Annotated in this window: 9 protein-coding genes; 8 read left to right on the plus strand and 1 reads right to left on the minus strand. The window is 71.6% G+C overall.

The window, feature by feature from the left end:
- Positions 1-102: 102 nt before the first annotated feature.
- The 7 genes from gltB (at position 103) to ABD352_RS22000 (ending at position 10,418) form a co-directional block, all read left to right on the plus strand.
- Positions 103-4,662 (plus strand): glutamate synthase large subunit, encoded by a 4,560-nt coding sequence (gene gltB / locus ABD352_RS21970; RefSeq protein WP_425553590.1) that lies wholly within the window; start codon positions 103-105, stop codon positions 4,660-4,662.
- Positions 4,655-6,130 (plus strand): glutamate synthase subunit beta, encoded by a 1,476-nt coding sequence (locus tag ABD352_RS21975; protein WP_344614320.1) that lies wholly within the window; start codon positions 4,655-4,657, stop codon positions 6,128-6,130. The genes gltB and ABD352_RS21975 overlap by 8 nt, the downstream gene beginning before the upstream one ends.
- A gap of 39 nt (positions 6,131-6,169) precedes the next feature.
- On the plus strand, positions 6,170-6,391 hold the full coding sequence (locus ABD352_RS21980) for a hypothetical protein (RefSeq protein ID WP_344614321.1): 222 nt from the start codon (positions 6,170-6,172) through the stop codon (positions 6,389-6,391).
- Positions 6,392-6,505: 114 nt separating this feature from the next.
- On the plus strand, positions 6,506-6,898 hold the full coding sequence (locus ABD352_RS21985; protein ID WP_344614322.1) for a hypothetical protein: 393 nt from the start codon (positions 6,506-6,508) through the stop codon (positions 6,896-6,898).
- Entirely contained in the window at positions 6,898-8,097 is a 1,200-nt protein-coding gene (locus ABD352_RS21990) for a hypothetical protein (protein ID WP_344614323.1), read from the plus strand. The genes ABD352_RS21985 and ABD352_RS21990 overlap by 1 nt, the downstream gene beginning before the upstream one ends.
- Positions 8,094-9,212 (plus strand): S8 family serine peptidase, encoded by a 1,119-nt coding sequence (locus tag ABD352_RS21995; protein WP_344614324.1) that lies wholly within the window; start codon positions 8,094-8,096, stop codon positions 9,210-9,212. Before ABD352_RS21990 ends, ABD352_RS21995 begins: the two co-directional genes overlap by 4 nt.
- A gap of 51 nt (positions 9,213-9,263) precedes the next feature.
- Positions 9,264-10,418: a mechanosensitive ion channel family protein gene (locus ABD352_RS22000; protein ID WP_344614325.1), complete on the plus strand. Its 1,155-nt coding sequence runs from the start codon at positions 9,264-9,266 to the stop codon at positions 10,416-10,418.
- On the opposite strand, the gene ABD352_RS22005 is transcribed toward ABD352_RS22000, so the two are convergent.
- Entirely contained in the window at positions 10,399-11,490 is a 1,092-nt protein-coding gene (locus tag ABD352_RS22005) for a low temperature requirement protein A (RefSeq protein WP_344614326.1), read from the minus strand. The two genes, ABD352_RS22000 and ABD352_RS22005, sit on opposite strands and share 20 nt — an antisense overlap.
- Before the next feature lie 101 nt (positions 11,491-11,591).
- Between ABD352_RS22005 and pyk the strand changes: the two genes are divergently transcribed.
- Positions 11,592-13,013: a pyruvate kinase gene (pyk, locus tag ABD352_RS22010; RefSeq protein WP_344614327.1), complete on the plus strand. Its 1,422-nt coding sequence runs from the start codon at positions 11,592-11,594 to the stop codon at positions 13,011-13,013.
- The last annotated feature ends 28 nt before the right edge of the window (positions 13,014-13,041 follow it).

The following is a 13,041-nucleotide window of genomic DNA, read 5'->3' on the forward strand; positions in this document are numbered from 1 at the left end:
GTGCGGTACGTGACTCGAGTACCAGCATGCAAATTGCGCCCGCTCTTCGCGTACACTGGCAAGACCGCTCCCCAGGGCCGACGTTGTCCCGATTTGCACTCGATGACGTCAGGAGGCCCGATGGTTGTCCCGGGACCGCAGCGGCAGGGCCTGTACGACCCTGCCTTTGAGCACGACGCGTGCGGGGTCGCCTTCGTCGCCGATATTCATGGCCGCAGGTCCCATGACGTCGTCTTCAAGGGGCTCTCGGCGCTGCGCCGGATGGACCACCGTGGTGCCCGCGGTGCCGAGCCCAACACCGGCGACGGTGCCGGCATCATGATCGGAATCCCGGACGAGTTCCTGCGCGCGGTCGTGCCCTTCCAGCTGCCGCCCGCCGGGCAGTACGCGACCGGCCTGGCCTTCCTGCCCACCGACGACGAGGCGGCCCAGCGCGCGCAGCGGGTGCTGGAGAAGTACGCCCTCGTCGAAGGGGCCCAGGTGCTCGGCTGGCGGGACGTGCCGGTCGACGCCACCGACCTCGGCGCCACCGCGCTGGCCGCCATGCCGCGCATCCGCCAGGTGTTCCTGAGCGCGGAGAAGCTCGGCTCGCCCGGCGTCGTGCTCGGCGGCCTGGACCTCGACCGGGTCGTCTACTGCGTGCGCAAGCAGACCGAGCGGGAGACCCGGGAGCGGGGCATCCAGCTGTACCTGCCGTCGCTGTCGTCGCGCACGATCACGTACAAGGGCATGCTCACCCCGGACCAGGTCGTGTCCTTCTTCCCCGACCTGTCCGACGAGCGGGTCGCCTCGGCGATCGCGCTGGTGCACTCGCGCTTCTCCACGAACACGTTCCCGTCGTGGGAGCTGTCGCACCCGTACCGCATCATCGCCCACAACGGCGAGATCAACACGATCCGCGGCAACCGCAACTGGATGGCCGCCCGCGAGGCGCTGCTGGCCACGGAGAACCTGCCCGGCAACATCCGCCGGCTGTTCCCGGTCTGCACCCCGGAGGCGTCGGACTCGGCGAACTTCGACGAGGTGCTGGAGCTGCTGCACCTGGCCGGGCGCAGCCTGCCGCACGCGGTGCTGATGATGATCCCCGAGGCGTGGGAGAACGACCCGCGCATGGACCCGGCCCGCCGGGCCTTCTACCGCTTCCACGCCTGCCTCATGGAGCCCTGGGACGGCCCGGCCAGCGTGGCCTTCACCGACGGCACCGTCGTCGGCGCGGTGCTCGACCGCAACGGCCTGCGCCCGGGCCGCTGGTGGCAGACCAGCGACGGGCTCATCGTGCTGGCCAGCGAGGCCGGCGTGCTCGACCTCGACCCGGCCACCATCGTGGCCAAGGGCCGGTCGGCGCCGGGCAAGATGCTCCTGGTCGACACGGCGGCCGGGCGCATCCGCACCGACGACGAGATCAAGGCCGAGCTGGCCGCCGCCGAGCCGTACGACGAGTGGCTGCACGCCGGGCTCATGGACCTCGAGACGCTGCCCGAGCGCGAGCACGTCGTGTACACCCACGACTCCGTCCAGCGCCGCCAGCAGACCTTCGGCTACACCGAGGAGGAGCTCAAGATCCTCATCGGGCCGATGGCCCGGACCGGCGCCGAGCCGCTCGGCTCGATGGGCACCGACACCCCGGTGGCCGTCCTGTCGACCCGGCCCCGCCTGATGTACGACTACTTCACCCAGCTCTTCGCGCAGGTCACCAACCCGCCGCTGGACGCGATCCGCGAGGAGCTGGTGACCAGCGTCGCGGCGACGATCGGCCCCGAGGCCAACCTGCTGCGGCCGGGGCCGGCCTCCTGCCGGCAGATCGCGCTGCCGTACCCGGTCATCGACAACGACGACCTGGCCAAGATCCTGCACATCGACGACGACGGCGACCTGCCCGGCTTCAAGGCCGTGCGGGTGTCCGGCCTCTACCCGGTCCGCGACGGCGCGACCGGCCTCAAGCGCCGCCTGGTCGAGATCATGCGCGGCGTCTCCGAGGCCATCGAGGACGGCGTGCGCATCCTGGTGCTGTCCGACCGCGACTCCACCGCCGACCTCGCGCCGATCCCGTCGCTGCTGCTCACCGCGGCCGTGCACCAGCACCTCGTGCGCGAGCAGACCCGCACCCAGGTGTCGCTGGTCGTCGAGTCCGGCGACTGCCGCGAGGTGCACCACGTCGCCGTGCTGGTCGGCTTCGGCGCCTCCGCGGTCAACCCGTACCTGGCCTTCGAGACCGCCGAGGACCTCATCGCCACCGGCGCGCTGAGCGGCGTCTCCCCGGAGAAGGCGGTCTACAACTACGTCAAGGCGCTCGGCAAGGGCGTCCTGAAGATCATGTCCAAGATGGGCATCTCGACCGTCTCGTCGTACTGCGGCGCCCAGGTCTTCGAGGCCGTCGGGCTCGACCCGCGGCTCGTCGAGCGCTACTTCACCGGCACCCCGAGCAAGATCGGCGGGATCGGCCTGGCCGAGGTGCACGCCGAGATCGCCGCCCGGCACGCCCGCGCCTACCCGGCCAACGAGGCCGAGCGGGCGCACCGGCGGCTCGAGGTCGGCGGCGAGTACCAGTGGCGCCGCGAGGGCGAGCTGCACCTGTTCAACCCCGAGACCGTGTTCCTGCTGCAGCACGCGACCCGCTCGCGGCAGTACGACGTCTTCCAGCGCTACACCGCGAAGGTCGACGAGCTGGCCGGCCGGGCCGGGGCGCTGCGCGGCCTGTTCGAGCTGCGCACCGGCGTGCGCCCGGCCGTGCCGCTCGACGAGGTCGAGCCGGCCACGGAGATCGTCAAGCGCTTCGCGACGGGCGCCATGTCGTACGGCAGCATCTCCGCCGAGGCGCACGAGACCCTCGCCATCGCGATGAACAACATCGGCGGCAAGTCCAACACCGGCGAGGGCGGCGAGGACTCCGAGCGTCTGCACGACCCGCGCCGCCGCTCCGCCGTCAAGCAGGTGGCCAGCGGCCGCTTCGGCGTCACCACCGAGTACCTGGTCAACGCCGACGACCTGCAGATCAAGATGGCCCAGGGCGCGAAGCCCGGCGAGGGCGGGCAGCTGCCCGGCAACAAGGTGTGGCCCTGGATCGCCAAGACCCGCCACGCCACCCCGGGCGTCGGGCTGATCTCGCCGCCGCCGCACCACGACATCTACTCCATCGAGGACCTGGCCCAGCTGGTCTTCGACCTCAAGAACGTCAACCCCTCGGCGCGCGTGCACGTCAAGCTCGTCTCCGAGGTGGGCGTCGGCACCGTGGCGGCCGGCGTGGCCAAGACGAAGGCCGACGTCATCCTGATCTCGGGACATGACGGTGGTACGGGGGCCTCGCCGCTCAACTCGCTCAAGCACGCGGGCACCCCGTGGGAGCTGGGGCTGGCCGAGACGCAGCAGACGCTGCTGCTGTCGGGGCTGCGGGACCGGGTCACCGTGCAGGCCGACGGGCAGCTCAAGACCGGCCGGGACGTGATCATCGCGGCGCTGCTCGGCGCCGAGGAGTACGGCTTCGCCACCTCCCCGCTGATCGTCTCCGGCTGCATCATGATGCGCGTCTGCCACCTCGACACCTGCCCGGTCGGCATCGCCACGCAGAATCCGGCGCTGCGCAAGCGGTTCAACGGCTCGCCCGAGTTCGTCGAGAACTTCTTCTGGTTCCTCGCCGAGGAGGTCCGCGGCTACCTGGCCGAGCTGGGCTTCCGCACCCTCGACGAGGCGATCGGCCGCACCGAGCTGCTCGACGTGCGCCCGGCCGTGGACCACTGGAAGGCCGGCGGACTCGACCTGACCCCGCTGCTGCACGTGCCTCCTCTCGCCGACGACGCCGCCCGGCGCCAGACCACCAAGCAGGACCACCGGCTGGAGCGGGCGCTGGACAACCAGTTCATCGCCGCGGTCTCGCCGGCCCTGGACGCGGGCGAGTCGATCAAGCTCGAGGCCCCGGTGCGCAACGAGCACCGGTCCGTGGGCGCGATGCTGGGCGGCGAGGTGGCCCGCCGGGCCGGCGGCGCCGGCCTGCCCGAGAACACGGTGGACATTACGCTGCGCGGCACCGCCGGCCAGTCGTTCGGCGCGTTCGTCCCCCGCGGGATCACCCTGCGGCTGTACGGCGACGCCAACGACTACGTCGGCAAGGGCCTGTCCGGCGGGCGGCTCGTCGTCCGCCCCGACGAGGCGGCGCCGTTCGTGGCCGAGAACCAGATCATCGGCGGCAACACGGTGCTCTACGGCGCCACCGGCGGCCGGCTGTTCATGCGCGGCCGGGCCGGCGAGCGGTTCGCGGTGCGCAACTCCGGCGCCGTGGCCGTCGTGGAGGGCGTGGGCGACCACGGGTGCGAGTACATGACCGGTGGCACCGTCGTGGTGCTCGGCCCGACCGGACGCAACTTCGCGGCCGGCATGTCCGGCGGCGTGGCCTACGTCTGGCGCCTGGACCGCGAGCTGGTCAACGCCGAGCTCGTCGACCTGCGCCCGGTGCGCGACCCGGCCGTGCTGCGCGCGCACATCGAGGAGCACCTCGCCGAGACGGGCTCGGCCGTCGCCGCCCGGCTGCTGGCGGACTGGAACGCCACGCTCGCCGAGTTCACCGAGGTCATGCCCCGCGACTTCGAGCGCGCGATGGAGGCGATGCGGGCCGCCGAGGCTGCCGGCCGCGATGTGGATGCGGCTGTCATGGAGGTGGCACGTGCCTGACCCGAACGGTTTCCTGCGTTACGATCGGCGGCTGCCGAACCGCCGGCCGGTCCCCGTCCGCCTGCAGGACTGGCGGGAGGTCTACCCGCCGGCCGGTGACGAGCTGATCCGGGAGCAGGCCACCCGCTGCATGGACTGCGGCATCCCGTTCTGTCACGACGGCTGCCCGCTGGGCAACCGCATCCCGGACTGGAACGACCTCGTCCGCACCGGCGACTGGGACTTCGCGATCGAGGCGCTGCACGCCACGAACAACTTCCCGGAGTTCACCGGGCGGCTGTGCCCGGCGCCGTGCGAGGCGGCCTGCGTGCTGTCCATCGCCGGCGGCCAGGCCGTCACCATCAAGCAGGTCGAGGTCGAGATCATCAACCGGGCCGTCGCGGCCGGGCGGGTCACCCCGCGCCAGGCCCCGGAGCGCACCGGCAAGAGCGTCGGGGTGGTCGGGTCCGGCCCGGCCGGCCTCGCCGCCGCCCAGCAGCTGGCCCGGGCCGGGCACGACGTCACCGTCTACGAGCGCGACGACGAGCTGGGTGGGCTCCTGCGGTACGGCATCCCGGACTTCAAGCTCGAGAAGGAGCACATCGACCGGCGGCTGGAGCAGCTGCGGGCCGAGGGCGTGCGGTTCCGCACCGGCGTGAACGTCGGCGTGACCGTCTCCGCGGAGGAGCTGCGCGCCTCGCACGACGCGCTGTTGCTGGCCTGCGGCGCGCTCACGGGCCGCGACACCCCGGAGACGCCGGGCCGCTCGCTGCGCGGCATCCACCTCGCGATGGAGCACCTCGTCGAGTCCAACCGGGTGGTCGCCGGCAAGCAGCCGTCGCCCGCGATCACCGCCGAGGGCAAGCACGTCATCATCATCGGCGGCGGCGACACCGCCGCCGACTGCCTCGGCGTCGCCCACCGGCAGGGCGCCCGCTCGGTGCTCCAGCTGGACCAGTACCCGGTGCCGCCCTCGGACAGGGACGAGGACCGCGACCCGTGGCCGACCTGGCCGTGGATCCTGCGCAACTACCCGGCCCACGAGGAGGGCGGCGACCGCGCCTTCGCCGTAGCCGTCACCTCCTTCGAGGGCGACGCCGAGGGCAACCTCACTGCGGTGCGCATCGCCGAGGTCCAGGTGTCCAGAGTGGACGGTCGCCGCGTGGTCAGCATCATGGAGGGGACCGAGCGGGAGTACCCCGCGGACCTGGTGCTGCTGGCCATCGGCTTCGAGGGCACCGAAGAGGGCCCGCTGCTCAACAACCTCGGCCTGACCCGCAACCGCCGCGGCGGCATCGACACCGGCCCGGACTGGCAGAGCGGCGCCCCCGGCGTGTTCATCGCCGGCGACATGCACCGCGGCGCCTCGCTCATCGTGTGGGCGATCGCCGAGGGGCGCTCCGCCGCCGCGTCGATCCACGCCTACCTGGGCGGCGACGGCAGCCTTCCGTCGCCGGTCGAGCCCTCCGCGGTGGCGCTGTCCGCCTGACGGTTCCACTTCTTCAGGCGCTAGCCCTGTCCGCCTGAGGTGCAGCTCGGGAGCGGACCTCTTCGGGTCCGCTTCCCGGGGTACACCTTCATCGCCCACGACGAACCGTGGGCCAGACAGGTCTACGACCAGATGGGCGACGCCGGCGCTCACGGCTCCCCGGCCCAGCGAACGTCCTCCTTCTTCGCCGGCTACGACTCGGGTCTGAACGCCTGCGACCTGCCCACCCGCACCGCCACCTCCCCGTACCCACACCCGTGATCCCGATTTGACCGTTTCGCGACTTCTGCGGAACCCGTCCCGCGGGGTCGCCCGCCCGCCCTCGCCCCCGGTACCGTCACGCTGTTCGATGCACACCGTGGCGGGAGGGGCGCGATGGGTGAGCACGGCTTCGCGGTGGACCCGGGCACGGTCCACGGCTTCGGCAGGGACCTGCAGCACGACCTGGACGTCCACCTGTCCGCGGAAAAGGTCCAGACCCTGCACATCTTCAGCGAGACCCCGATATTCGGCGCCCGCACCGCGAGCCCGACGGTCCAACAGGCCGCCAAGTCCTACCACGCGCGGCTGCTGGAGCTGTACGACGTGATGGACGCACTGGTGTACAACGGCGCGGTCATGGCCCGGGCGGCCCACGCGATCGCCGACGCCTACACCACCGCCGACGCCCTGAGCAGCGATGCGGTGACGGGCGCCCTCAGCGGCGCGACGCGGGCGGTGGACAGCGACGCCGACGCCGACGATCCGATCACGGGCCGGCCGATCTGATGGGGGAGAACTACCAGGCCTACCGGCTGCCCGAGCTGTGGAAGATGGTGGCCGACGAGGACCCGGAGGCCGGCTTCACGCACGTCAACGCGTTGAACCGACTCCGCGTCGCCTTGGAGCACCAGCGCGACAACCTGCGTGTCCAACGCGACCGGTTGGCCGAGGGGTGGTCCCCGGACCGCAGTGAGGCGGCGGCCGCCTTCATCCGGCAGTTGAACGCCATGATCGACGCCATGACCTTCTCGGCCGCCGCGGCGGCTCGGGTCTGCACCGGGGTGGACGAGGTGTACGCGGTGCTGCGGGAAGCACGCCGCCAGCTCGAGCCCGTGTTGGCGCAGTATTCGAAGCGTGCCGAGGGCCAGGGACTCGTGAACCCCTCCCAAGGCAACCGCGCTCTGGATCAGCGCGGCCGCGACATCCTCGTGGCGGCCGATGCCAGGGTCGCGGCCGCCGCGCCGCTGATCGCCGCAGCTGTGCCCCGGTACCAGCGGATGCGTGGGTCCGAGGAGGACCTGACCGCGACGGACCCGGCTGGTGCAGGAACATCGAGCGGCAGCTCGGGTTCGGGCGGGGCGCGGACCTCTTCGGTGTTGCCGTCGCCCGTCTTCGACCCGCCGCCGGGGACCAACCTGGTCGGCGACGACTCCGGTGGAGGCCTTGGTGGCGGACCGCGTGATGGCCACGACGGACTGGTGCTGACCGGGAGCTCGCCCGGACCACCGGGGCCGGGTGGGGATCCGGGTGGGAACCTCGGTGGGGATGCGGGCGGCCCGTACGGATCAGGCCCGGTCCGGACGGCACCAGGTCAGAACAGCCTCGCCTACCCTGGCGTGGTCGGTCCGGGCGGTGTGATCGACCGACCCCTGCCAACGGGTTCGGTGGGCGGGCGGAGCGGCCAGATCGGCGGCGCGCCGGTCATCGGCGGCACACCGGCGCGAACTGGTGTCGCCCATCCCGCACGGCGCCAGCCGGTCGTCCGGCCAGCAACGTCGGCGGAACCCGTGGAGGCGCGGGGGACCGGCGCGCCCGGAGGCTACCGGGACCATACCTTCGAGGCGTATGCGCAACGCCGTCGATCGAAGCGCGGCAACGACGACGAGCTCTGGTCAGTTGAGGAGGGAGTGTCCCCCGTGCTGGAAGCGACGACTGAGCCGGATCGCCACAGCCCCGGCCCGGGTGTGCTGGGGATCGACCGTTGAGCGCTTCGGTTCGGCGCGCGGGCGTCGCGCTGGCGGCGGCCGTCGCCATGCTGCTCGTGCCGGCTGATCCGGCGGCGGCCGACAACATCCGGAACCAGCAGTGGCATCTCGCCGTGCTCGGGATCGAGCAGGCACAACGGGTCAGCCAGGGCGACGGGGTGGTCGTGGCCGTCCTCGACAGCGGGGTCGACGTCAAGCATGCCGAGCTTGCGGGGGCGGTGCTGGCCGGTGTGGCATACGGCGAAGGCAACAACACCGGCGGTCGGGTGGACGACATCGGCCACGGCACGGCCATGGCAGGGCTGATTGCCGGGCGGGGCCTGCCCAACGGCGGTGGCGTGCTCGGCATCGCGCCCAAGGCGATGATCCTGCCGGTGCAGGTCGTGCGCAGCGGTCTCGGTCTCGGTATTCCCGAATACGACGCGGCGGGCATCGACTGGGCTGTCGAGCACGGCGCGAAGGTCATCAACATGTCCTTGGACATCGGCGAAACGCCGACGGTCCGTGCGGCCGTCGAGCGGGCGCTGCAAGCGGGCGTCGTGGTGGTGGCCGCGGCCGGCAATACGCCCGAGCAGAAGACCGTTGGCTTCCCGGCCAACGTGCCCGGCGTGATCGCCGTCGCCGGCACCGATCGCGACGGCAACCACGCCCAGGTGTCGGTTACGGGGCCGGAGGTTCTGGTCGCGGCGCCTGCGGTCGACGTCGTCTCCACCCATCCGGGCGCGAAGTACGCGGTCGGCAGCGGTACGAGTGAGGCGACGGCGATTGTGTCCGGGGTGGTGGCGCTCGTCCGGGCGAAGTACCCCGAGCTCTCAGCGGCCGAGGTGGTGCATCGGATTACGGCTACGGCTACCGACAAGGGGAAGCCGGGGCGGGATGAGGAGTTCGGGTTCGGGATCGTGAATCCTGTGGCGGCGCTCACCGCTGACGTCGCTCCCATGCCGCCGTCCTCGTCCGCTGGTGGGGACGCTGGTGGGGAAGGGTCTCCCGGCGGGTCCGGGGTGGGGGCGAAGGGGAGCACCAGCGCTGCTGGGGTGGTGGCCGGAGGAGTTGGGGTGGGGCTCGTACTGGTGGCGGTCGGGGTGTGGGCGATCCGGAGGAGGGCGCGAGATTGATCACCTCCGGCTGGCGTGTGGGGCTCACCCGGGGCGGGTAACGCCGCGAGAATGCGGGATTCGGTCTTGGACACGTTGCTGCCGCTCGGGATTGCGCTCGGGGCGGCGTTGGTGGCGCTGCTCGCGGTACAGCTGGTGCACAAGGCGCTCATGCGGGCCGGGCGGGCGTCCCGGCTCATCCGGGACCTCGCGAACAGGGCGCATCGGCCGATGCAGTGGTTCGTCGTGCTCTGTGCCGTGTACTTCACCGTGCGGGCCAGCGCGAACGGGGCGTCGTGGCGGCACACGTTTCTGCATGCCGATCAGCTGATCATCATCGGGGTGGCGGCGTGGCTCGCGGCGGCGTTGCTCGTGGTGGCGGAGGAGTGGGCGCTGTCGCGGTTCCGCACCGATGTGCCGGACAACCGTACGGCGCGGCGGGTGCACACGCAGGTGGTGATGATCCGGCGGGTCACGGTGGCCGTGGCGGCGGTGGTGGCCCTGGCCATCATGCTCATGACGTTCCCGGAGGCGCGGCTGATCGGGACCAGCGTGCTGGCCAGCGCGGGGTTCGCGGGCATCGTCGCCGGTCTGGCGGCGCAGAGCGTGCTGAGGAACGTGTTCGCGGGGCTGCAGCTGGCGTTCTCCGATGCGGTACGGCTCGGCGACGTGGTGATCGTGGAGCAGGAGTGGGGGAGGGTGCAGGAGATCACCCTGTCGTACGTCGTCGTGCACGTCTGGGACGACCGCCGGCTGATCCTGCCGACCTCGTACTTCACCGAGAAGCCGTTCCAGAACTGGACGCGCACCGATTCGGCGCTGCTCGGGGCGGTCATGTTCGACGTGGACTGGTGGCTGCCGGTGCCGGAGATGCGGGAGGAGCTGCGGCGCACGCTCGAGTCGACGGACCTGTGGGACGGGCGGGTCTCGGTGCTGCAGGTGGTGGAGGCGACCGGCAGCGCGATGCAGCTGCGGGCCCTGGTCAGCGCCGAGGACGCGCCGAAGCTGTGGGACCTGCGCTGCTTCGTGCGCGAGCACCTGGTGACGTGGCTGCGCGATGCGCACCCGGCGGCGCTGCCGCGCCTGCGGGCCGAGATGACGTCGGCGATGCCGCTGCACGCGACGCTCACCGGGCAGACGACCACCACCGACGGGGACTCGCGGGTCTTCAGTCACAGCGTGGACGGCCGGGCCCGGGCCGAGGCGTTCACCGGGCCCGAGCCATGATCCGGGCCGCCACCAGCGCGACCAGGATCCCCGCCACGATCGGCAGCGCGGCCGGCGCGAAGCCCGCGCACACCACCAGGAACGCCGCCAGGTAGACCAGCCAGCCGCGCTCGCGGGGCAGATGCAGCAGCTGCAGTGACACGAGCAGCAGGGCGACCGGGATGGATACGGCCATGTAGTGCGAGGACGACTCGAGCGCCACGGCCAGGCCCGCGCCGAGGGCGGCCACCGAGCCGAAGACGAAGAAGTGCCCGTAGCCCCACACGAACCCCCGCCGGTTGGTGTTCAGGCGGTGGTGGACGGGCTGCTCGAAGTACAACCACCAGAAGGCGAACACGATGAGCAGTCCGCTGCCGGCCACCCACCACAGGCGGGCCGTGTTGAAGCCGCCCTGCACCGCCAGGGTGGTGGACAGGACGATCTCGCCGAGCACGATGATGAACAGCAGGCCATAGCGCTCGGCGATGTGGTGCGGGTGCCACGGCGTCCGGCGGTGCCGCTCGGCCCACACCGGCACCGAGAGCTCGGCGGCGACCATCACCGGGAACAGCGCGGTGTGCAGGTGACCGTGGGCGAGGAGCAGCAGCCCCCAGCCGAACATGCAGGCGGTCACCCCGGCCGCCATCCGCAGCGCGGTGCCCCGGCCCTCCGGGTCGGAGCGTGCGGCCCGCAGCCACTGCGTCGCCAGGCCGATGCGCATGATGGCGTAACCGAGCGTGACCACGCCGAGCCGGCCTTCGAACGCGGCCGGCACGCCGGCGGCGAGGACCAGTACCCCGGCGATCTGCAGCAGGGCGGTCAGCCGGTACGGCACGTCGTCGGTGTCGTAGGCGGAGGCGAACCAGGTGAAGTTCATCCATGCCCACCAGATGGCGAAGAACACCATGACGAACCCGGCGACGCCGTGCAGTACGTGCTGCTCGGCCACCGCATGGTGCAGGCGCTGCCCCAGCTGGGCGATGGCGACCACGAAGCAGAGGTCGAACAGCAGCTCGAGCGGGGTCGCGACGCGGTGCGCCTCGCGGCTGTCGCGGGCCCGCATGGGCCGCCGCCACTGGGGGATGGTGGACATCGGACCAGTATCGGGCAACGCCCGGGTGACCGGCGTCTCAACTGATGGCGTGCGGCCGGGGCAGCGAATACGCGCCGTGGCCGAGGGGCTAGCCTCACTGTGTGACTCGACGCGCCAAAATCGTCTGTACGCTCGGCCCCGCCACATCTTCGGCCGAGCGGCTCCGTGGCCTTGTCGACGCCGGTATGGACGTCGCGCGGCTCAACTTCAGCCACGGCAGCCACGAGGACCACGCCTCGGTGTACAACCTCGTTCGGGAGGCCTCCGCCGGCGCGGGCCGCCCCGTGGGCATCCTGGCCGATCTTCAGGGCCCCAAGATCCGTCTCGGCCGCTTCGCCGACGGCCCGCACGAGTGGCCGACCGGACACACCGCGGTCATCACCAGTGACGACATCCTCGGCACGGTCGACCGGGTGTCGTGCACCTACAAGAAGCTGCCGCAGGAGGTCAAGGCCGGCGACCGGCTGCTCATCGACGACGGCAGGGTCGCCGTCGAGGTGACCGGCGTCACCGGCAACGAAATCTCGGTCCTGGTGACCGAGGGCGGCACGGTGTCCAACAACAAGGGTGTCTCGCTCCCCAACGTCGCTGTGAGCGTGCCCGCCCTTTCCGACAAGGACGCCGAGGACCTGCGCTTCGCGCTGCGCCTGGGCGTCGACTGGATCGCGCTGTCGTTCGTGCGCTCGCCCGACGACATCAAGCTGGTCCACGAAATCATGGCGGAAGAGGGCATCCGCCGCCCCGTCATCGCGAAGGTCGAGAAGCCCGAGGCGGTCACCGCGCTCGAGGCCATCGTCAACGCGTTCGACGGCGTCATGGTCGCCCGTGGTGACCTGGGCGTGGAGATGCCCCTGGAGCAGGTGCCGCTGGTCCAGAAGCGCGCGGTGCAGCTGTGCCGCGAGCAGGCCAAGCCGGTCATCGTCGCCACCCAGATGCTCGACTCGATGATCGAGAACGCGCGGCCGACCCGCGCCGAGGCGTCCGACGTGGCCAACGCGGTCCTCGACGGCGCCGACGCCGTGATGCTGTCGGGCGAGACGAGTGTCGGGAAGTACCCCATCCTGACCGTCTCGACGATGGCCCGGATCGTCGCCACCACCGAGGGTGGCGCCCTCACCGTGCCGCGGCTGCAGCACGACCCGCGCACCAAGGGTGGCGCGCTCACCTCGGCGGCGTCCAACATCGCGCGCAACATCGGCGCGAAGGCCCTGGTCGCCTTCACCCAGACCGGCGACACCGTGCGCCGCCTGGCCCGTCTGCACTGCGAGCTGCCGCTGCTGGCGTTCACCCCCGAGCCCACGGTTCGCAACCAGCTCACCCTCAGCTGGGGCGTGCAGACCTTCGATGTGCCGTTCGTGGAGCACACGGACGAGATGTTCAAGCAGGTCGATCTGGCCCTCGTCGGCCTGCCGTGGCTCTCGCCCGGCGACGACGTGGTCATCGTGGCCGGTTCCCCGCCCGGCACCCCGGGCTCGACCAACACCCTGCGCGTCCACCAGCTGGGAGGACTGTCACACGAGTGACGGCCCATGGCGGGGTGCGTTCCTGCGT

It is taken from the genome of Dactylosporangium salmoneum (assembly GCF_039532525.1).
In the GTDB taxonomy this organism is placed as follows: Bacteria; Actinomycetota; Actinomycetes; order Mycobacteriales; family Micromonosporaceae; genus Dactylosporangium; species Dactylosporangium salmoneum.